Genomic DNA, 19,224 nt, shown 5'->3' with positions numbered 1-19,224 from the left:
TGATCACCTCCCCCTTCTGCCCAGGAACCGCTCATGTATTCCCAGTACCTCCACGAATTCATCGCCCTGGCGACCATCCACTTTCTCGCCGTGGTCGCTCCCGGCCCGGACTTCGCCGTCACCATCCGCCAGAGCGTGCGGTTCGGCAGGATGGTCGGCCTGTTCACGGCCGTCGGTATTGGTGCGGGTATTTCCGTGCATGTGCTGTACACCCTGCTCGGCGTCGGCGCGCTGATGAATAGCGCGCTCTGGTTGCTGAACGTCGCCAAGGTCATCGGTGCCGGCTATATCCTTTACCTGGGCATCAACCTGCTCAGGAGCAAGCCGCAGGCTGCGCGGCCGGACATCGCCGCGCAACAAGCGGACAACGCGCCCCGGCAAGGTTTGCTCAAGGCCTTCTCGACCGGCTTCCTGACCAACGCCACCAATCCCAAGGCCACGCTGTTCTTCCTGGCGATCTTCACCACGGTGGTCAGCGCCTCGACGCCGTTGAAGATCCAGGCGCTGTATGGCCTGTGGATGTGCAGCATCAATGCGCTGTGGTTCATCCTGGTCAGCCTGCTGTTTTCCAGCGAACGGGTACGCCAGGCGTTCCTGAAGATGGGGCACTGGTTCGAGCGCAGCATGGGCGTGGTGCTGATTCTGTTTGCCGGGCGGTTGATGCTTTCTTTATAGTCCAAGGATGTTTCTGTCTGCTTGATCAGATATTTCTCACCAACAGTCTGCAAAGGAATGCCTCCCGCAATGAATTTCGCCCTCAAACACCTGGCCACCACCACATTGATGCTGGCCAGTCTTTCGGCCTTCACCGTCCACGCAGAAGCCAACATCACCCCGCAACAGAGCGCGGCCATCCTCAAGACCTTCAGTGACAGCTCGGTCACGGATTTCCGTCAGTTCCTGGGAAGCCTGGGCAAGAGCGACCTGGCCAAGGCCGACAACCTCGGCCCGGCCATCAGCGCCTTTCTCGACAACAAGAACCTGTCCGCCGACCAGCAGAACGAGATCTACCGTCTGCTCGGCATCTACGCCCGGGTGAAGTACGGCAGCGTCGCCATGGAAACCCTGCGCGAGCTGGTGGAGATCCCGACCTTCAACGTCGACGGCGTTGCCCAGCACGACAACCCCGAGTTCATCAAGATCGCCGACAAGATCAAGGGCCTTGCCCAATCCTTCAACCTGAACTTTCGCAACATCGACAACCGCGTCTACGAGATCTCCCTCGAAGGCACCGGCGATGAAGTCGTCGGTATTCACGCCCATGCCGACGTGGTGCCGGTAACCCCGGAAAACTGGGTACTGAAGGACGGCACCAAACTCGATCCGTTCAAGGTCACCCTGATCGGCGACCGCATGTATGGCCGCGGTACCGAGGATGACAAGAACGGTATCGTCGTCGCGCTCTACGCCATGAAGATCATCAAGGAAGAAAAACTGCCGCTGGCGCGCAATTTCAAGTTGCTGGTGGACACCACCGAGGAAACCAGCGGTGACGCCATCCCCTATTACTTCGAACACAACCCGACGCCCACCTACAACCTGGCGCTGGACGGCGGCTACCCGGTGGTGATTGCCGAGAAAGGCTACGGCACCGTGATGGCCAGCTTTGCCCGGCGTGAGGCCCAGGGCAAGGGCGCGGAAATCACCGCGATGACCGGCGGTATGGCGACCAACCAGATCCCGTCGACTTCCGTCGCCACCCTGGTGACCGACAAGCCTGCCGAGCTGGCCGCCAGCCTGCAGAAAGCCGGCGCGGAGTATGCCAAGCGCCATGGTGGTAACTTCGAAGTGAGCGCCAAGGTCGTCGGCAAGGATGTCGCGCTGACGGTCACCGGCGTGTCCGCCCACTCCTCCGAGCCCGAGTCGGGAGTCAACCCGGTGGCGAGGATGCTGGACTTCATCCATGGCATCGACGGCAAGATCGCGCTCAAGCACAACCACATCACCGACGCCGCCCGCTATGCCGCCGACAACTGGGGCCTGGACTACCTGGGCAAAAAGTTGGGCGTGGACTTCTCCGACGACTTCATGGGACCGCTGACCGCTTCGCTGACCTATGTCGGCCTGGATGACAAGGTCTTCAAGCTCGCGGTCAACCTGCGGGTACCGAAGGGCAAGACCCCGGAAGTGCTCAAGCGTGAAATCGCCGACAAACTGGCCGCCTGGAGCAAGAAGAGCCATGTGGCAGTGGCCTTCGACTACAAGATCGCCGAACCGATGTACCGCAATCCCGAGGGTGAATGGGTCAAGGCACTGCTGGCCGTGGCCAGCGAAAACCTGGGCATGGCCCACAAGTTCGGCACTTCCGCCGGGGCCACCTCGGTCCATGAACTGCCCAACGGCGTACAGTTCGGCCTGGCTCGCCCCGAGGTCAAGTACACCGGCCACACCGACAACGAGTTCAAGACCGTGGAGCAGTTCCTGCTGGACCTGCAGATCGTTACCGAAATGATGGGCCGGATCGGGCAGTTGCCCAAGCTCTGAGTGCGCTCAGGACCCGCCGTCGCGGCGGGTCCACCGTCTCGATCCGCCATGAAATCAACTGGCAGTTGACAAAATCACGCACAAACAAAAACGCCGCTCATCACTGAGCGGCGTTTTCATTGAATTTGGAGCGGGAAACGAGACTCGAACTCGCGACCCCGACCTTGGCAAGGTCGTGCTCTACCAACTGAGCTATTCCCGCAAATGGCGTCCCCTAGGGGACTCGAACCCCTGTTACCGCCGTGAAAGGGCGGTGTCCTAGGCCACTAGACGAAGGGGACACGCTACCCGGAACACATGGTGTGTGTTTCGGTGTCCAGCATCATATCCGAAGACCTGACCCTGGTTTCACTCAGCCCCGCCCGAGGGCAAGACCGTTTAAAATTGGAGCGGGAAACGAGACTCGAACTCGCGACCCCGACCTTGGCAAGGTCGTGCTCTACCAACTGAGCTATTCCCGCATTGGCGTCCCCTAGGGGACTCGAACCCCTGTTACCGCCGTGAAAGGGCGGTGTCCTAGGCCACTAGACGAAGGGGACACACTACAACATTCACTCCCTGCCGCGTTTCGCTGTGTGCTTTACGCTGCAAGTGGCGCGCATTCTATGGATGGATCGAAGGGTCGTCAACCCCCAACTATAAATTTATTTAAATCAATGACTTCGCCCCGCTTTACGGCCCTTTCGGGGCTTTCGCCGCGTCCGACGATTGGCGCCTATATTCTGGCACTCGACAAGACGCTATAGTCCACCTGCGCAAATAGTGGCAATGTGCGTCTATCTATAGAGAAGCGCTCTGGCACCGTGCTACACGTCGTTCAACGCTATCAGCGACAACGCCAAGCCACTACACTCGCTCGCATTCCACCTTGAAGAGGTCTTAACGGTGACACCACTCATGATCGCCCTGCTGGTTGCAGCCGGGATCTTTCTCTTGATCGCCATTGGCTTCCTCAACCACATGGCCGAGAACAAAAAACTGGAAAGGGCTCGCCTCAAGGTTGAACTCAATGATCGCCTGCGCCGTTGCGGCGAAATCACCGAGACCTTTCCCGGCCAGTACATGAGCCCCGCGCTCAAGTTGCTGTTGACCCGCCTGGAACTCAACGTCCATCAACGCTTGCTGAACATGAGCAAGACCGACGCCGTGCTCAAGTCGCGCATCGCCGAACTCAACGGCCTGGTCAACCAGGGCGAATCGATTCCGGTCAACAATCCGCCCAGCCCGATCCAGACCGAAGCCAAGGCCAAGGACGTGCGTTTCCTGCTCGAAGCCCTGCACGGCCAGATCACCCGCGCGGCCCAGGATGGTTTCCTGCAACCCACCGAAGCCAAGCACTGGATCCGCGAAGTGCGGCACATCCTGGTCCTGCTGCATATCGAGTTCTTCAACAACCTCGGCCAGCATGCCTTGCAACAGAACCAGCCGGGGCAGGCACGCCTGGCATTCGAGCGCGGCGTGCAATACCTGCGCAAGCAACCGGAGCCGGCGGTCTATACCGAACAGCTGCTGTTCCTGGAAAAACTCCTGGCGCGCGCCAACGCCATGGTCCTGGCCACCACCCAGCCGGCCGAAGATGACGTCAACGAACTGACCCAGGGCCTCAAGGATGTGGAAGCCGACGCCGACTGGAAGAAGAAGGCGATCTACGACTGATTGGCAGCGGGCATGCCCATGCCGGCGCCCACATAATTGCAGGGCATAAAAAAACGGACACGCCATGGCGTGTCCGTTTTTCGTTGTGCCTCGGGAAAGTCGCCTGGACGGCGCCTTGCCCGAACGACATCAGGCTACCGGATTGATCGGCTTTTCCGGGTACCAGACGTCCAGCAGCGGGCTGACTTCGGCCGAGGTCAGTTCGCTGCGAGCCTTGAGCCAGGCTTCAACGGCAGCGCGCTGCTCTTCGGAAACCGAGCCACGCTTGATCAGGCAGACCAGACCGTAGTCGTCACCGCCGACATAACCCAGGCCATTGGCTTCCATTGCTTCTTTCAGGAAAGCCTCGAGGAAAGCGTCGATAGCCTCTTCACTCAGGTCTTCTTTGAAATCCAGGTTCAGCTCGAAACCCAACTCCTGAAATTCATCAACGCACAGTTTTTTGCGCAGACGCTGGGAACGGTTAGTCGCCATGAAACAATCCTCAAAAGTAATAACGGGCGGCACTTTAGCAGTTTAAGGCTGCAATTGCCCGAGTCTCTGGGCACAGCCGGTCGATCGACCGGAAAAAATTGGCGCACCACTCCACCGGCAAGGCCCCAGTGACGCCTGCTTGGGGCATAATGCCGACACTTTCATGACCATTGAGGGATTTTTGTCGATATGCCCTCGTATTTTCCCCCTCGGCTGTAGGGTCCTATTTTATATGATCAAATCTTTGCGCCCTTTCGTACTCGCCAGTCTTCTTTTCCCCCTGGCTCTGCCCGTCTCCGCCGCTCCGGTCAACACCACCCTCTCTCCCAAGGTCCAACAGGCGATCAAGGCCAGCAAGCTGCAGAACGATGCCCTGTCGCTGGTCATGCTGCCGCTCAACGGTCCGGGCACCCCGACGATGTTCAATGCCGATGTGTCGGTGAATCCGGCCTCGACCATGAAGCTCATCACCACCTTCGCCGCCCTGGAAATGCTCGGGCCGAATCACCAGTGGAAGACCGAGTTCTACACCGACGGCACCCTGAGCAACGGCATCCTGCAGGGCAACCTGTACCTCAAGGGCGGCGGCGACCCGAAGCTGAACATGGAAAAACTCTGGCTGCTGATGCGCGACCTGCGGGCCAATGGCGTGACCCAGGTGACCGGCGACCTGGTGCTTGATCGCAGCTTCTTCGTGCAACCGCAGTTGCCGGAGTTCAACGACGACGGCAATGACGAGAACAAGCCGTTCCTGGTCAAGCCCGATGCGCTGCTGGTCAACCTCAAGGCCCTGCGTTTTGTCGCCCGCAACGACTCGGGCAAAGTGATGGTCTCGGTCGAGCCGCCCATCGCCAATATCCGCATCGACAACCAGATCAAGGTGGTCAATGCCAAGCAATGCGCCGGCGACGTGCGCTACAACCCGGTGACCCAGGCCGACGGTACGACCCTGGTCACGGTCAGTGGCCAACTGGCCGAGGGCTGCAGCTCCCAGACCTATCTTTCGCTGCTCGACCATCCGACCTACACCGCCGGTGCCGTACGCGCCATCTGGCAGGAACTGGGCGGCAGCATCCATGGCAAGGACCGCCAGGACGTGGTGCCCAAGGGCGCCAAGCTCCTGGCCCGGGCGTTCTCGCCGGACCTGACGGAAATCATCCGCGACATCAACAAGTACAGTAACAACACCATGGCCCAGCAGCTGTTCCTCAGCCTGGGGGCCAAGTTCCGCAACGACGCCGACGGCGATGATGCCAAGGCCGCGCAACGGGTCGTGCGCCAGTGGCTGGCACAGAAAGGCATCACCGCTCCGCACCTGGTGATGGAGAACGGTTCCGGCCTGTCCCGCGCCGAACGGGTCAGCGCCCGGGAAATGGCGACCATGCTGCAGGCGGCCTGGAAGAGCCCCTACGCCGCCGAGTACATCAGTTCAATGCCGATCACCGGCATGGACGGCACCATGCGCAAGCGCCTGAAACATACGGCGATGTCGGGTGAGGCGCATATCAAGACCGGTACGTTGAACACCGTGCGGGCGATCGCCGGTTTCAGTCGCGACAGCAACGGTACGACCTGGGCGGTGGTGGCGATCCTCAACGATCCGAAGCCATGGGGCGCTTCGTCGGTGCTCGACCAGGTGTTGCTGGACCTGTACCGCCAGCCGCGGCCGGCCGATTCGGACGAGTAGGCCCGGCATGTGGGAGCGGGCTTGCCCGCGAAGCTTTTGAGCGGACGCGGAGCGTGAGAACGATCAGCTCGACCCGCCTCAGTCGAGCTCCGCCATCACCCGGTCCCGGCCCTTCTGCTTGGCCGAGTAGACGCCCGAATCCGCCCGCAGCAATAACGCATCCGCGCCTTCATCGGCGCGCCAACTGGCAATGCCGAAGCTGGCCGTGACCCGCCCGACCCCGTCGAACGGCATATTGCGCAGCCCATGCCACAGCTCCAGCGCCAGGTTGCAGGCCTGTTCGGCGTCGGTATCGGGGCACAGGACCATGAATTCCTCGCCGCCCAGCCGACAGAAGACGTCGGTGCGGCGCAGGCGATGACTGACCCGTACACACAACTCCTTGAGCACCCGGTCCCCTTCGGCATGACCGTAGCGGTCGTTGATGCACTTGAAGTGATCGATATCGAGCATGATCACCGCCAGGCTGCCCGGCCCGCGCTGGGCCCGCGCCAGTTCGGTCTTGAGCCGCTCCTGGAAGTAACGCCGGTTGTAGATGCCGGTCAGCGAGTCGGTGACCGACAGGGCCCGCAGTTCCTCCTCGACCCGCTTGAGATCGGAGATATCCGAAAGATAACCATGCCAGAGGATCTCGCCGCCGGGCAGGCGCTCCGGCGTGGCCTCGCCGCGCAACCAGCGCAGGCCGCGCAGCGGCAGTATCACGCGGAACTCTTCACGCCAGGGACTGAGCCGCTCGGCCGAGACCTGGATCGAGGCCCGCAGCGGTCCCAGGTCGTCCGGATGAACCCGGTCGAATGCCGGCTCGGCGCTCTCCTGCAAGCGTTGGGTATCGACTTCGAAAATACCTCCCGTACCGGCACTGGCGTAGACGAAGTGCGCACCGCCATCGAGGTTGAGCTTGTACTGATAGATGCCGCCGGGAACGTTCGCCCCCAGTTTTTCCAGCAGGCGATCGCGCACCTGCAACTGCGAGGTGCGCTGTTCCACCAGCTTGAGGGCTCGCTGGCGCTGGCTGACGAGGTTGTACAGCAAGGCACTGAGCAGCACGCTGAGCAGAGCGCCGAGCACGGCCAGGCTGGCCTCCGAGGAATGGTTGGCCTGGATGAAGGCATCGCTGGGGCGGATATCCACCTGATAGTCATGATCGGCCAGGCGCAACAGGCGAATCGCGGCCAGTGAGTTTTCAACCGGCAGATTGAGGGACTGATACAACACCTCATGCTCGCCTTCCGTCGACAGATCGAGGATGCGCACCGAGAGGTTGTCGTGGTTCTGTTCCGGCAGGCCGTCGGCCACCAGCTGGCGCATGCTGATCACCGCCATCACATAGCCATAGGGTGGCGGCCGGGGTTGCCCGGCACTCGCCAGTGGGGCGACCGGCGCCACCAGCAGCACGCCCCGGGCGTAGGCCGGCTCGACCCCCACCAGGTTCAACGGTTGCGAGATCGCCAGGGCGCCCGAAGCACGGGCCCGCTCAAGGGTCGAGCGGCGCAAGGGTTGCGCCAGCAGGTCGTAGCCCAGGGGCGACCCCAGGGCACTCTGCGTCGCGCTGTACAACACCGGTACATATTCGTCACGCACCGCTGCCCGTTGCAGGTGACCTTCGGCGTCGAGCTCACGAATGGAAAAGCCGCTGGCGCCCTGGGTCCGGGCCTGCTGCTCGAATCGCTCGCGCTCGCTGCCCTTGACCCGTGGCGCCCAGGCATAGGCCTGGGTGCGCAGCAGCAACGGCCTGGCGTAACCCGCGAATTCCTGGGGAGTCACCGAATCGGAGTTGACGAAAAACCGCCGCAGACTGTCGAGCCGCTGCGCCTGGTCTTCGAAGCGCTCCTCGATACGGCTGAAGCGTTCACTGGCCAACAGTTCGAAACGCTGCTGCAACTGACGCTGGTTGAGGTCACGTGTCGCCACGGACAGCAGCAGCGTGAGCAACCCGCCTGCCACCAGGACCAGTACCGCAACCAGCCACGCAGAAACATCCTCACTGATAAAGCCAAGAATCTTGGGGCGTACGGCATGCGACGACATAGGCGACAACTCATCACGCCGGCGTGTTTTGCATCACATTGGCTTTGACTGAGTTATAGCCATTCGCTAGTAGATTAGCCAGTCCCAAAAGCCCCGGAGCCTATAAAAATCAAGACTCTGGGGCTTTGTCACGGCTTAGCGCGCGGTGATCTTCCAAGCACGATGGATCTTGCTGTTGCGGGCGAAGTCCGGGTCCAGGGTCTGGGTGGTGATTTCCTCGACGGCATAACGCGCCACCAGGTTGTCCTCCAGCTGGAACTTGCGGAAGTTGTTGGAGAAGTACAGCACGCCGCCGGGCGCCAGGCGCGCCATGGCCAGGTCGAGCAGTTGCACATGGTCACGCTGGACGTCGAACACGCCCTCCATGCGCTTGGAGTTGGAGAAGGTCGGCGGGTCGATGAAGATCAGGTCGAACTCATCGCGATTGCCTTCCAGCCAGGTCATCACATCGCCCTGCTCCAGGCGGTTCTTGTCGGAGAAACCGTTCAGCGACAGGTTGCGCCGGGCCCAGTCGAGGTAGGTCTTGGACAGGTCGACACTGGTGGTCGTGCGCGCCCCGCCCTTGGCCGCATGCACACTGGCGGTCGCGGTGTAGCAATACAGGTTGAGGAAACGCTTGCCGGCGGCCTCCTTCTGGATCCGCATGCGCATCGGCCGGTGGTCGAGGAACAGCCCGGTATCGAGGTAGTCGGTCAGGTTGACCAGCAGTTGCACCCCGCCTTCGCTGACTTCGGTGAACTTGCCCTGGGCACTCTGGCGTTCGTACTGCTTGGTCCCGCTCTGGCGCTCGCGGCGCTTGATGATCACCCGGCTCTTGTCGACGTTCAGCGCCTGGGGAATCGCGGCCAGCGCATCGAACAGGCGGGCCTGGGCCTTTTCCGGGTCGATGGACTTGGGCGCGGCATATTCCTGGACGTGTACCCAGTCGTGGTAGAGGTCGATGGCCAGGGAGTACTCCGGCATGTCGGCGTCATAGACCCGGTAGCAATCCACACCTTCGCGCTTGGCCCACTTGCCCAGTTGCTTGAGGTTTTTCTGCAGGCGGTTGGCGAACATCTGCCCACCTTCGCTCAGGCGTGCCTGCTCGACCACCGGTGCCGGTACTGGCGCGGGCTTGATCGGGTTGCCGTTCTTGTTGAACTTCGGCGCTTCGGCGGCGATCTGCGCCTGCTCTTCGGCCTGGGCCCGCTCGACCTGACGTTGCTCCGGAGTACGTCGCTCGCCGGTGACGAACTGATCCGGGACCACCTTGATCAGCAGCAGCTTGCACGGCAGCGCGCCGTTCCAGAACGAGTACTGCTTGTGGCTGCGAATGCCCATGCGCTTGCCCAGGTCCGGGGCACCGGTGAACACCGCCGCCTCCCAGTTCAGGCAGGCCTGGCGCAGGCGCTCGCCGAGGTTCTGGTAGAGGTAGAGCAGGCTCGCCTCGTCGCCCAGGCGCTCGCCGTAGGGCGGGTTGCAGATCACCAGGCCTTTCTGGTTCTGGTCCGGGCGCGGTTCGAAAGTGCCGACCTCACCCTGGTAGATCTTGATCCAGTCGCTCAGGCCGGCACGCTCGACGTTGTTGCGGCCCGGCTGGATCAGACGCGGATCGGCTTCATAACCGCGAATCCACAGCGGCGGCCTGGCCAGGCCGGCTTCGGCGCGGGCCGTGGCTTCTTCATGGAGTTTTTTCCACAGGGCCGGCACGTGGCCGAGCCAGGCATCGAAGCCCCAGTGGATGCGATTGAGGTTGGGGGCGATATCGGCGGCAATCATCGCCGCTTCCACCAAGAAGGTGCCCACGCCGCACATCGGGTCGGCCAGGGCACCGCCTTCGGCGGCGATGCGCGGCCAGCCGGAACGGATCAGGATCGCTGCCGCGAGGTTTTCCTTCAGCGGTGCCGCGCCCTGCTGCAGGCGATAGCCACGCTGGTGCAGGCTGTGGCCGGACAGGTCGAGGGAAAGAATCGCCTCGCCACGGTCCAGGCGCAGGTGAATGCGCAGGTCAGGGCTGATCTTGTCGATGGACGGACGTTCGCCCGACGGGGTGCGCAGCTTGTCGACGATGGCGTCCTTGACCTTCAGGGCGCCGAAGTGGGTGTTGTCGATGCCCGAGCCATGACCGCTGAATTCGACGGCCAGGGTGCCGTCGGCGACCATATGGTCCTGCCAGTCGATATCCAGCACACCGTGGTAGAGGTCCTCGGCGTCCTTCATCGGGAAACGCTTGAGCACCAGCAGTACCCGGTTGGCCAGGCGCGACCAGAGACACAGCCGATAGGCGGTCTCCATGTCGGCCACGCCGCGAATGGCCGAGGTGTGCTCGCGCGCCTCCTCAAGGCCAAGCCCGACGGCTTCCTCCAGAAGCAGGCCTTCGAGGCCTTTGGGACAAGTGAGGAAGAGTTCGTAACGATCCGACATGGGAATTCCAGGGCCTTGAGCAGTCAATGAACGGGCGACGCATCGCCCGCTCGGTTTCGATCGAGCACTTTTCTTGAAGAGTGCCCGTGTGGCGCACCATTGCGCCGTTCCATCCCGGCAGATGCTTTTGCCCCCTGAAATCGGGGGACAAAAGAACTTGGACGCCGGGACAGTTCATTCTTTCCGTAACAAAAAGTCACATCGTGACCCTTCGTCGAATAATACCTGAGTACGAAGGGTCAGTATTTTCAACAGAGAATTAAACGCATCATTCATGCAAGGGCTGATGATAGCTGGATTTTCTCCGGATAACCGAGCAAACGGCCGAGCTATCTTATGGCCTTAACACCCATATCGTTACGTCCTTATGACAAAACGATCATTCACACGCCCCTGCGCATTGGTTAGAACTCAACACAGGTTGACGTCGCAATGGCGTCAACATCCCCGCTCGCGAAGCTATTCGCGATGCGGAGCTCGCCACGCCGGCAGCGAGCACAGGCAGATGCACTTCGCATTCTGTCCGGCCTCGGCAAGAGGTCGACGGGACATATAACAGTCAACCAGTGAGGGCAACACCCTATGAGAAGACTTAAGCGTGATCCGTTGGAAAGAGCATTTTTACGCGGATATCAATACGGCGTTCATGGCAAATCCCGTGAGCTTTGCCCCTTTACTCTACCGTCGGTACGCCAAGCCTGGATCAACGGCTGGCGAGAAGGACGTGGCGACAACTGGGACGGTATGACCGGCACTGCGGGAATCCACAGACTCAACGAACTTCACGCTGTCGGCTGATCAGGGCACATTCCGACACCACAATCTGAGCATCACCGAGACAGCAACGACTTAACCACGCACGCCCCATCCGGGCGGCGGGCTTCGGCCCAGGGGCTCCCCAGAGGAGCCCTTTTTAATGCGCCGTCTTTAATGGGTTCAGCGGCGCAAAGCGGCGATGGCATCCACCGACTGGCGAATCAGCGCCGGCCCCTTGTAGATAAAGCCCGAATACAACTGCACCAGGCTCGCGCCGGCCGCGATCTTCTCGGCCGCATGTTCGCCCTCGGTGATCCCGCCCGCGGCGATGATCGGCAAACGTCCGGCCAGTTCGGCCGCCAGGACCTTGACCGTGTGGGTGCTCTTTTCGCGTACCGGCGCGCCGGACAGGCCGCCGGCTTCATCGCCATGGGCAAGACCTTCGACACCGACACGGCTGAGAGTGGTATTGGTGGCGATCACCGCATCCATGCCCGACTCCACCAGCGCCTGGGCCACCAGCACGGTTTCTTCATCGGTCATGTCCGGGGCGATCTTGATCGCCAGAGGCACGCGCTTGCCATGCTGCCCGGCCAGTTCCGCCTGACGCTGGCTCAGGGCTTCGAGCAACTGCTTGAGCGAGTCGCCGAACTGCAGGCTGCGCAGGCCCGGGGTGTTCGGCGAGCTGACGTTGACCGTGACATAGCTGGCGTGGGCGTAGACCTTGTCCAGACAGATCAGGTAGTCGTCAACGGCACGCTCCACCGGGGTATCGAAGTTCTTGCCGATATTGATCCCGAGGATGCCGTCGTAGCGAGCGGCGCGAACCCGGGAAATCAGGTTATCCACACCCAGGTTGTTGAAGCCCATGCGATTGATGATCGCCTCGGCCTCGGGCAGGCGGAAGATCCGCGGCTTCGGGTTGCCCGGCTGTGGCCGTGGCGTCACCGTGCCGATCTCGACAAAGCCGAAGCCCAGCTGGGAAAAACCGTCGATGGCCGCGCCATTCTTGTCCAGGCCCGCGGCCAGCCCCACCGGGTTGGGAAACTCCAGCCCCATGACGGTCACCGGGTTCGACGCCGGCGTCTTGCACAACAGGCCGTTGAGCCCCAGGCGGCCGCCCGCACCGATCAGGTCCAGGGACAAATCGTGGGAGGTTTCCGGGGAAAGTTTGAACAACAGCTGGCGGGCCAGGTTATACATGGGCGGGCTTGACTCGGATGGCGGCGAATTGAAGGGACGATTATAGCCGGGCAGTCACCTGACAAGCGAGTTTACCAATCGGCCTTTTCCCGACTGTCCTCGTCCAGCACCGGGTTGAAGATTTCCTGCAGGTACTGGCTGATGAACATACTGGTGCCGAACAGCCGTGCCATGACCGCGCGCAGTTCCTTGTCCTGTGCGGAGCCTTCCAGCCCCTCATCCTTGAGCCGCGACAAGGCCTGGCCGACGACCTTCATCTGCGCGCCGACGGTACGGTAGTCCAGTGGCCCCTCGTCACTGCTGCGATAGCTGCCGATAAACCGCAGGAGTTCCTTTTCGCCCGACCCGAACAGCGCCGCCAGGCCCTGATAAAAAGCTTCGAAGCCGGGTTCGGTCGACTGTGCGGCGTGATCCGGCCGGGCCAGGTGCCGCTCCAGGGCGCGCACCGGGAGATCTTCCGGCGCCGAAGTGGCAGCGACTGCCGTTGGCCTTTCAATGTACATCCTCGACTCCTTGTTCCGGGCCGTCGCCGGCCTCGACAAACCTGGACACCAGTTGCACCAGGGCCTGTCGCGCCTGCTGGTCGAGCTGGCGTACGCCATCGGGCAAGCCCGCCAACTGATTCAGCACCCGTGGCGCCAGTTGTTCCCGGGCCGACTCCAGGTCGAACTCGAAGAGCTGGTCGGCCAGCCGGACGACATAACGTTCCTGTGCCTCGAATTCGAACTTGACCGAGGACACCCCCAGGCGCCCCAGGTGCTCGCGCAGAGCGCCACCCCGGCCACGACAGCGCGCTGGCAGGAGGATCTGCAAGGTCAGCTGTGCGGTATCGGCCTGGCCCGCCAGCCAATGTTCGAGCATCTCCTCGAACCAGCGCGCATCATCCAGCAGATGCCCGAGCAGTTGCCGCACCGCCGCGGCCATCTGCCCGTGCAACTGACCAGCCAGACGCTGGGACTCGCACACGCCCCGGGCCAGGTCGACCGCCGCCTGGATCATGCCCTCGGAATACCCCTCGGCAAACGCCGTGGCCTGGATCGCCTCGACCTGCGCCTGGGCCTGGTCGATCAACTGCCGGGCCCGGCGTTGCGCCTGTCGCTCCAATGCCCGGCAGCGACGGGCGCTCGCCAGTTCCTGGCGAGTGATATGCACCGCGTCGCTGCCCGGCAGCGGCAGCTCATCAATCCTGCGGATGGCGTCGAGCATGCTGTACCGCCAGGAAAAACAGCGCCGGGTCCGGCGAGAAGACAGGCAAGCGGGCCAGGCCATCGACCACCGCCTCGGGGAACTGCAACAACAGCCGTTCGCGCAAGGCCGTGGGCAGCGCGCCCTCGAACGCCAGCAATTGCGCCAGGCCGATGCTGTCCACCTGTTGCAGCACGGGACTGTCGGGCAGCCATTCCACGACCAGTCGGGGCCCGATGGCACACCGCGCGAAGTCCCGTACGCTGGCGGACAACAAGCCCATGCGCGCACCTCGCGCCAGCTCCGGCCACAAGCGCTGGGCCCCGATCAGCCGGGCGATATGCGGTAAACGCCGCCACTCCCGTACCCACAGCGCCGCGAGCGGGGACGACAGCGAGCAGGAGGCTGGCCGCTCCAGATCCTCCAGCAGCATGCGATTGAGCACCTCTCGCACCGTCGTGCCTGCAAGCGCCTCCGGCAGGGTCAGGCGCCGGGCATGCAGGTAGTCCAGCGGCTGCCAGAGAATCTGTCGCAGAGACTCTTCCGGGACACTCATGCCCGCTTGCCTGTCGCACGCATCTGATAGAACCAGCCAGCGGCGGCCAACAGTCCCACGAGCAGCACCAGGCCACCGACCGGAAACCACCAGGCAGTGGTGTCCGGCTCGATCGGCAGCGGCGCCGCATGCTGGGTGGGAGAACGCCGGGTGAGGATCACCGAGATGTTTTCGTACTCGACCGCCGTGAAACTGTTCTTCAGGAACCGCTTGATATCGTTGACCAGCAATCCCGGCTCGACATCGCGCTCATGCACGGCCACCGCGGCCAGATGCACGGCCGGCGCCTTGCGCCCACCCTCCCCGGCATCCACGTCATAGCTGACATGCACCCGTGCCGAGACGACGCCTTCCAGCACCCCCAGGGTCTGCTCCAGGCGCTGCTCCAGCGCCGAATAGAGCCGGGCCTTTTCCGCCCGGGGCGAGGCGACCAGGGAGTCGGCGGGAAACATCTGGGCCACTTCCAGACGCGGCTTCGATGGCAGCGCATAGAGATTCAGCAGGTCCACCGCCGCCGGGAAATCCACCCTGGCGACCTTGACGCTGTAGCCAGCCTTGCCGTTGTCCTGTTTTGCCGCACCGATATTGTTGCGCTGCAACACCGACACCACTTCGTTGGCCTGCTGCTGGTCAAGCCCGTCGAGCAGCGTCGGTTGCCGACATCCCGCCAGGGCGAGGCACAGGAAGATAAGCCAGAGGCCCGGCTTCATGATGAACGCAGCAGGGTTTCTGCCGTGCCCACGGCCTTGCGCACCAGGGTATTGAGCAGGTTGATATCGACGTTGTACTGCCCGAGCTGCTCCTGCAGCACCGCCAGCTTCTCGGGGTGGGTGATGCCCGGGCTGTCCAGCAAACGCCGCACGCCATCGACCTGCCGGGCCGAGTCCACGGCGGAACCGGCAAAGGCCTCAATCAGGCGGGCCTCCAGAGACACCGCGGCGCTTTCACCGGGGGTGCGCAACTCGACCATCGCCACCTGGTCGAGCAGGCTGACAGGATTGCTTGGATAGGGCATGGGCACAGTTCTCAGCGCGCGGACTGGATGATCGACATGTCGATATCCTTGAAGCCCTTGATGGTGTTGGTCTGGGCATTACGGAACACGGTGTAGGAGGAAAACGCCGACTGATAGCGGGCCAGCAGCCCCGGATCGGAGACATCTTTCTCGAGTGCCTCCAGGGCGGCGTCAAGTGCCGACTTCAGGCTCTGGGCCCCCTCTTCGAAAACCGCCGCCTGCTTACCCAGGAAGTCATCGGAAAACTCAATGGATCTAGAGACATCTACCATGCGTCACCTCGTTTATTGCATCGTCGAAAAATGCCAGGAAGAACTGCTCATCTTGATGTAACCCTGCGGCCCTGCCTGGAACGAGCGGCCCTTGAACAGGTCATCGCGCAGATCGATGGTGAATCGCACATGGCGATTGCCCCAGCGCCGGTAAAACTCATCGACAAAACGCCGGGCGCCCTCGCGGTCCGCATCCTGAAGATCGCCGGCGACGTTGAACGTGACGCCGTCCGCGCGCTCGATCCGCTCGAACGGCAGGGCCAGGCGCTGCAATCCCTCCTGGGCCAGGCTGCCCAGCAGCTCGTCGTCCTGTTCCTCGAAGTCCACGTACTGCACATAGGCGGCCTCATCGAGCAGCAGTTGCAACACCTGCTGCTTCAGCCCGGCATCGGGCGAACCGCCGCGAGAGCCATGGAAAACCCGCACGCTGGAAGGCCGTGACAGATCGATACGGCGGACCTTCAACGCCGTTGCCCGCTCGTTCAACAACGACTCCAGCCGCCGCCGCTCCTCCATCACATCCAGCACCTGGCTGGGGATGCGATGGCGCATCAGCACCTGGCGACTCCAGCCCGCATCCCGTTCGGAACTGACAAAGACATAGACATGATCATCCCGTCCCTGGAGCACCTGGACGGGCTCGCGGGTGCCGGCGATCAGGCTCGATACATCCGGCCGGGAGGTCACCATCGGTCCCGACCAGCCCGCCGCGCACACCGCCAGCAAGGCGAAAACCAGCGCCATGACCACCAGCTTCTTCAGCCGTGGCCCCGGACGACGAGGCACTGGCGGCTCGACAACAACCGAGTCCGCGAACACCTGCGGTGCCCAGGGTTCGTGCTCGGGGCGCAGGGCAATCAGCAACCCGGCGATCCGCTCGCTGCGCTGGAAGGCAACCTCGCGTTCCTCGATTTCGTCATCCAGTATCCGCAGGGTCGCCTGCTTCTGGTCGAGCAGGACTTCGAAGTTGCAGTTGCCCCGTTCCAGCGGGACGAAGACTGCGTCCTCCGGTATGGCGGCGACCAGACCATCGTCTCCCAGCACCTCGGGCGCACCGACAATGAACAGGGTCCGGCTGCTGCGCAGGTTGAACTCGCAGCCCTGCAACAAACCGCTGCCAATTCTCAGGACACAGGGTAAAAAGGGGTTATCCGGCATCGTCACCCTCTTCGATCGGTAAAGCGTCCGGCGATACTAGCGGGGCCTGCGGAGACGATCCTGATCGCTGCCGGCACCAGGCCGGAAGATTTCAATCAGAATCCGCGGGCCCGCCACGCTCATCACGGCACCAATACCCGATAAAGGCGCCAGACCTTGCGCGCATACCGCTCGCGGGCGGCCTGGCGATCCTCGCCGCTGCCGGCGTTGTAGGCACCCACGGCAGTCCAGCCGTAGCCATGACGTTCAATGAACTCCGCCAGGATCGTCGCGCCGACCTGCACACTAAGGCAGGGGTCCTCCAGCAACTGCTGCTCGGTGATCCCCCGTGCGGCCAGACGGGGCAGGTGCAGGCTGTTGATCTGCATCAGGCCGATATCCCGGCTGCCATTGCTGTTGTGGCCCACGGCCTGCGCACGCAGGCCGCTTTCCACCTGGGCAATGGCATACAACAGTTCCGGTTCGATGCCATGGCGCCGTCCGGCGGAGTCCCAGCAAAACGCCGGCAGCGGCCCGGCCCACAACAGCATCATCCAGGCGCCACAGAGGTATCGCCTGCTCATGCCCGGCTTCGCTGTTCCTCGGCGATCCGCACGCGCATCCGCTGGGCCGCTATGAAAGACGGATCGCGCCGCAGCGACGACTCCAGGTACTCCAGCGCGCGGTCATCACGCCCACCGGACCAGTGGTGCCAGGCATACAGATAATGGATATCGGCCCGGTCGGAGGCCAGCAGGCAGCGCTGGAACAACACCTGGGCCGCATCGCCGCAACCTTGCAGACTGGTGATCAAGGCCAGCCGCGCCAGCGCATCGGTATTGCCCGGTTCCAGCAGCAAGGCCTGGGCAATGGCCTCGCGGGCCTGCTCGACGGCCTGTTCGCGATCCGCCAGCCCGAGCATCGACAGGGCCAGGTGGGCGTCGGCCAGGCCGCACCAGGGCGGAACATAGCTGGCATCCATGTGCAGGCACTGGCGAAAATACAGCAGGGCCTCCTGCACGCTTTGCGCGGTGTGCCGTTGCAAGCCGTAGATGCCCTTCAGGAAAGCCAGCGCCAGGGGATAGGAGGAGCAACCGCGCACGGACGGGCGCACATCGGGGAGATGCTGCGCCACCATCGACACCATCGACCGCAGCACTTCTTCGAGCGGGCCCTTGATGGCCACGGGCCCGCGCACCAGATAGTGGTCGTTGCCGCGGATCAGTTCGACCGACAGTTCCATCCGGTCGCCACGGGCATAAAAGCGTCCGCTGATGTAGTAGTCCGGCGCCAGCCGCTCCAGCAATTGCCGGGTATCGCCCGGGCCGGGGCCAGGCACCATGAGCCCCGCCGGGAGGATCCTGAGCGTGCCGTCGAACGCCGCCTTGAGTTGCCGGATCGTCGCATCCTGCAGATCCAGCGCCGCCATGTCGTCGGCGTGGCGAAACGGCAATACCGCCAGCGAGGAGGCCGTCGGGCATTCGACCAGCGACGCTTCCAGGGGCGCTACCGCCCCGACAAAGCGATAACCCTTGCCATAGACGGTGGCGATGTAGCCCCGCCCTTCCCCCAGCAATTTGCGCAGGGCATAGATACAGCGCGTCAACGATTCCTCGGCCGCATCACAACCGCGCCACACGCAATCGAGCAACGAGTCCTTGGTGACCAGGCGGCCGGCCGACCCCAGCAGCAACCGCAGGACCTGTAGCTCCTTGGGCGGCAGATGAACTCCTTTTCCGTTTCGCAACAGCGTTCCATCGCTTTGCAGTATCCACTCGCCAAAGGCGAATGATTGTTTCAAGACGTTATCAGTGGCTCGGTCCATAAATCAGCTTGAGACCTCTACAGAAATGTACTGACATTCAAGACAGGCCCTGGACAACCCCGGCCTATCAACGAGGAACGGCAGCGACTATAGAAACTTGGTCTCCAGCAGTCCGTAGGACTTTTCCCTCATGAAACAAGAAAAAAACTACGCACTCAGAGGAATATCAAACACCCCGGCAATGAGCGCCACGCAGCAATGGAAAGGGCCCTATGTTATGTCGGCCATTTCCCTGGTCAGTCTTTGCTGCCGGGTTATCCCTACAAGCCGACACACATCAGCCACCGTCCGCCATCGCGCCACGCCCGACTCGGGCAGCTCGATGTCGAAGGCCTCGTTGAGCAACACCGCCATCTCGACGATATTCATCGAGTCGACATACAGGTCCTCGACAAGCCGTAATTCGAACAGGATCCTGCGACGCGCCACCTGGAAGTAATCGGCCAGCAACACCATCACTTGCTGTTCGATAAAGTCATCGCAATAGCCCGGTGTCAGGTAGGTCATCTGTTGTTTCTCCAGAGCAGGACGAAGCCCAGGAGG

At 62.5% G+C, this 19,224-nt stretch carries 19 protein-coding genes and 4 tRNA genes; 5 read left to right on the top strand and 18 right to left on the bottom strand.

The window, feature by feature from the left end:
* The first annotated feature begins 33 nt into the window (after positions 1-33).
* Both KI243_RS08570 and KI243_RS08565 read left to right on the top strand, forming a co-directional pair.
* A complete protein-coding gene (locus tag KI243_RS08570; RefSeq protein ID WP_212810688.1) occupies positions 34-675 on the top strand; it encodes a LysE family transporter in 642 nt (213 codons plus the stop codon).
* Between the two features lie 69 nt (positions 676-744).
* The gene (locus KI243_RS08565) at positions 745-2,484 is read left to right on the top strand and encodes a dipeptidase (protein WP_212810687.1); all 1,740 of its coding nucleotides are present in this window, start codon (positions 745-747) and stop codon (positions 2,482-2,484) included.
* Between the two features lie 126 nt (positions 2,485-2,610).
* Here the strand turns inward: KI243_RS08565 and KI243_RS08560 are convergent.
* The 4 genes from KI243_RS08560 to KI243_RS08545 all read right to left on the bottom strand — a co-directional run bounded on the left by KI243_RS08560 (position 2,611) and on the right by KI243_RS08545 (position 3,023).
* Positions 2,611-2,686, bottom strand: a tRNA-Gly gene (locus tag KI243_RS08560).
* A gap of 3 nt (positions 2,687-2,689) precedes the next feature.
* Positions 2,690-2,765 (bottom strand) — tRNA-Glu (locus KI243_RS08555).
* 104 nt (positions 2,766-2,869) lie between these two features.
* A tRNA-Gly gene (locus tag KI243_RS08550) sits at positions 2,870-2,945 on the bottom strand.
* Between the two features lie 2 nt (positions 2,946-2,947).
* Positions 2,948-3,023: transfer RNA gene (locus KI243_RS08545), tRNA-Glu, on the bottom strand.
* Positions 3,024-3,381: 358 nt separating this feature from the next.
* On the opposite strand from KI243_RS08545, the gene KI243_RS08540 reads away from it, so the two are divergent.
* Positions 3,382-4,140, top strand: a complete 759-nt coding sequence (locus KI243_RS08540; RefSeq protein WP_017128091.1) for a hypothetical protein — start codon at positions 3,382-3,384, stop codon at positions 4,138-4,140.
* A gap of 129 nt (positions 4,141-4,269) precedes the next feature.
* Here the strand turns inward: KI243_RS08540 and KI243_RS08535 are convergent, their stop codons facing one another.
* Complete coding sequence (locus tag KI243_RS08535; RefSeq protein WP_017128090.1) at positions 4,270-4,614, bottom strand: YggL family protein; 345 nt, start codon at positions 4,612-4,614, stop codon at positions 4,270-4,272.
* 232 nt (positions 4,615-4,846) lie between these two features.
* Here KI243_RS08535 and dacB point away from each other — a divergent pair, with 232 nt between their 5' ends.
* Complete coding sequence (gene dacB, locus KI243_RS08530) at positions 4,847-6,301, top strand: D-alanyl-D-alanine carboxypeptidase/D-alanyl-D-alanine-endopeptidase (protein ID WP_042936178.1); 1,455 nt, start codon at positions 4,847-4,849, stop codon at positions 6,299-6,301.
* Positions 6,302-6,379: 78 nt separating this feature from the next.
* Here the strand turns inward: dacB and KI243_RS08525 are convergent, their stop codons facing one another.
* Both KI243_RS08525 and rlmKL read right to left on the bottom strand, forming a co-directional pair.
* On the bottom strand, positions 6,380-8,329 hold the full coding sequence (locus KI243_RS08525) for a diguanylate cyclase (protein WP_017128088.1): 1,950 nt from the start codon (positions 8,327-8,329) through the stop codon (positions 6,380-6,382).
* 135 nt (positions 8,330-8,464) lie between these two features.
* A complete protein-coding gene (gene rlmKL, locus KI243_RS08520; protein WP_103032955.1) occupies positions 8,465-10,732 on the bottom strand; it encodes a bifunctional 23S rRNA (guanine(2069)-N(7))-methyltransferase RlmK/23S rRNA (guanine(2445)-N(2))-methyltransferase RlmL in 2,268 nt (755 codons plus the stop codon).
* Positions 10,733-11,314: 582 nt separating this feature from the next.
* Here rlmKL and KI243_RS08515 point away from each other — a divergent pair.
* Complete coding sequence (locus KI243_RS08515) at positions 11,315-11,530, top strand: ribosome modulation factor (RefSeq protein ID WP_002553055.1); 216 nt, start codon at positions 11,315-11,317, stop codon at positions 11,528-11,530.
* A gap of 138 nt (positions 11,531-11,668) precedes the next feature.
* Here the strand turns inward: KI243_RS08515 and KI243_RS08510 are convergent, their stop codons facing one another.
* From KI243_RS08510 to KI243_RS08460, 11 genes are all read right to left on the bottom strand, one after another.
* Complete coding sequence (locus tag KI243_RS08510; RefSeq protein WP_017128087.1) at positions 11,669-12,691, bottom strand: quinone-dependent dihydroorotate dehydrogenase; 1,023 nt, start codon at positions 12,689-12,691, stop codon at positions 11,669-11,671.
* Between the two features lie 71 nt (positions 12,692-12,762).
* On the bottom strand, positions 12,763-13,194 hold the full coding sequence (locus KI243_RS08505; protein ID WP_017128086.1) for a hypothetical protein: 432 nt from the start codon (positions 13,192-13,194) through the stop codon (positions 12,763-12,765).
* Entirely contained in the window at positions 13,184-13,897 is a 714-nt protein-coding gene (locus tag KI243_RS08500) for an invasion protein OrgB (RefSeq protein WP_212810686.1), read from the bottom strand. The genes KI243_RS08505 and KI243_RS08500 overlap by 11 nt, the downstream gene beginning before the upstream one ends.
* The gene (locus KI243_RS08495) at positions 13,872-14,432 is read right to left on the bottom strand and encodes a hypothetical protein (RefSeq protein ID WP_017128084.1); all 561 of its coding nucleotides are present in this window, start codon (positions 14,430-14,432) and stop codon (positions 13,872-13,874) included. Before KI243_RS08495 ends, KI243_RS08500 begins: the two co-directional genes overlap by 26 nt.
* Complete coding sequence (locus tag KI243_RS08490) at positions 14,429-15,142, bottom strand: EscJ/YscJ/HrcJ family type III secretion inner membrane ring protein (protein WP_017128083.1); 714 nt, start codon at positions 15,140-15,142, stop codon at positions 14,429-14,431. Before KI243_RS08490 ends, KI243_RS08495 begins: the two co-directional genes overlap by 4 nt.
* On the bottom strand, positions 15,139-15,447 hold the full coding sequence (gene sctI, locus KI243_RS08485; RefSeq protein WP_017128082.1) for a type III secretion system inner rod subunit SctI: 309 nt from the start codon (positions 15,445-15,447) through the stop codon (positions 15,139-15,141). Before sctI ends, KI243_RS08490 begins: the two co-directional genes overlap by 4 nt.
* A gap of 11 nt (positions 15,448-15,458) precedes the next feature.
* Positions 15,459-15,719, bottom strand: a complete 261-nt coding sequence (sctF, locus tag KI243_RS08480; protein WP_017128081.1) for a type III secretion system needle filament subunit SctF — start codon at positions 15,717-15,719, stop codon at positions 15,459-15,461.
* A 12-nt stretch (positions 15,720-15,731) separates the two neighbouring features.
* The gene (locus KI243_RS08475; RefSeq protein WP_244861826.1) at positions 15,732-16,877 is read right to left on the bottom strand and encodes a PrgH/EprH family type III secretion apparatus protein; all 1,146 of its coding nucleotides are present in this window, start codon (positions 16,875-16,877) and stop codon (positions 15,732-15,734) included.
* A 122-nt stretch (positions 16,878-16,999) separates the two neighbouring features.
* Positions 17,000-17,440, bottom strand: coding sequence for a transglycosylase SLT domain-containing protein (locus KI243_RS08470; protein WP_177109477.1), 441 nt, complete (start codon positions 17,438-17,440; stop codon positions 17,000-17,002).
* Positions 17,437-18,603 (bottom strand): winged helix-turn-helix domain-containing protein, encoded by a 1,167-nt coding sequence (locus KI243_RS08465; RefSeq protein WP_244861825.1) that lies wholly within the window; start codon positions 18,601-18,603, stop codon positions 17,437-17,439. The genes KI243_RS08470 and KI243_RS08465 overlap by 4 nt, the downstream gene beginning before the upstream one ends.
* Positions 18,604-18,891: 288 nt before the next feature.
* Complete coding sequence (locus KI243_RS08460) at positions 18,892-19,188, bottom strand: phosphopantetheine-binding protein (RefSeq protein ID WP_017128077.1); 297 nt, start codon at positions 19,186-19,188, stop codon at positions 18,892-18,894.
* Positions 19,189-19,224 lie beyond the last annotated feature (36 nt).

Origin of the sequence: Pseudomonas sp. Ost2 (assembly GCF_018326065.1) — a bacterium.
Taxonomy (GTDB): domain Bacteria; phylum Pseudomonadota; class Gammaproteobacteria; order Pseudomonadales; family Pseudomonadaceae; genus Aquipseudomonas; species Aquipseudomonas gingeri.
This window is presented reverse-complemented; position numbering and strand designations above follow the sequence as displayed.

Coding starts and splice junctions, on each gene's coding strand:
- KI243_RS08540 (WP_017128091.1), top strand. CDS start 3,382: ATGATCGCCCTGCTGGTTGCAGCCGGGATCTTTCTCTTGATCGCCATT.
- KI243_RS08525 (WP_017128088.1), bottom strand. CDS start 8,329: ATGTCGTCGCATGCCGTACGCCCCAAGATTCTTGGCTTTATCAGTGAG.
- rlmKL (WP_103032955.1), bottom strand. CDS start 10,732: ATGTCGGATCGTTACGAACTCTTCCTCACTTGTCCCAAAGGCCTCGAA.
- KI243_RS08510 (WP_017128087.1), bottom strand. CDS start 12,691: ATGTATAACCTGGCCCGCCAGCTGTTGTTCAAACTTTCCCCGGAAACC.
- KI243_RS08535 (WP_017128090.1), bottom strand. CDS start 4,614: ATGGCGACTAACCGTTCCCAGCGTCTGCGCAAAAAACTGTGCGTTGAT.
- KI243_RS08505 (WP_017128086.1), bottom strand. CDS start 13,194: ATGTACATTGAAAGGCCAACGGCAGTCGCTGCCACTTCGGCGCCGGAA.
- sctI (WP_017128082.1), bottom strand. CDS start 15,447: ATGCCCTATCCAAGCAATCCTGTCAGCCTGCTCGACCAGGTGGCGATG.
- dacB (WP_042936178.1), top strand. CDS start 4,847: ATGATCAAATCTTTGCGCCCTTTCGTACTCGCCAGTCTTCTTTTCCCC.
- KI243_RS08565 (WP_212810687.1), top strand. CDS start 745: ATGAATTTCGCCCTCAAACACCTGGCCACCACCACATTGATGCTGGCC.
- KI243_RS08570 (WP_212810688.1), top strand. CDS start 34: ATGTATTCCCAGTACCTCCACGAATTCATCGCCCTGGCGACCATCCAC.
- KI243_RS08500 (WP_212810686.1), bottom strand. CDS start 13,897: ATGCTCGACGCCATCCGCAGGATTGATGAGCTGCCGCTGCCGGGCAGC.
- KI243_RS08495 (WP_017128084.1), bottom strand. CDS start 14,432: ATGAGTGTCCCGGAAGAGTCTCTGCGACAGATTCTCTGGCAGCCGCTG.
- KI243_RS08490 (WP_017128083.1), bottom strand. CDS start 15,142: ATGAAGCCGGGCCTCTGGCTTATCTTCCTGTGCCTCGCCCTGGCGGGA.
- KI243_RS08475 (WP_244861826.1), bottom strand. CDS start 16,877: ATGCCGGATAACCCCTTTTTACCCTGTGTCCTGAGAATTGGCAGCGGT.
- KI243_RS08460 (WP_017128077.1), bottom strand. CDS start 19,188: ATGACCTACCTGACACCGGGCTATTGCGATGACTTTATCGAACAGCAA.
- sctF (WP_017128081.1), bottom strand. CDS start 15,719: ATGGTAGATGTCTCTAGATCCATTGAGTTTTCCGATGACTTCCTGGGT.
- KI243_RS08470 (WP_177109477.1), bottom strand. CDS start 17,440: ATGAGCAGGCGATACCTCTGTGGCGCCTGGATGATGCTGTTGTGGGCC.
- KI243_RS08515 (WP_002553055.1), top strand. CDS start 11,315: ATGAGAAGACTTAAGCGTGATCCGTTGGAAAGAGCATTTTTACGCGGA.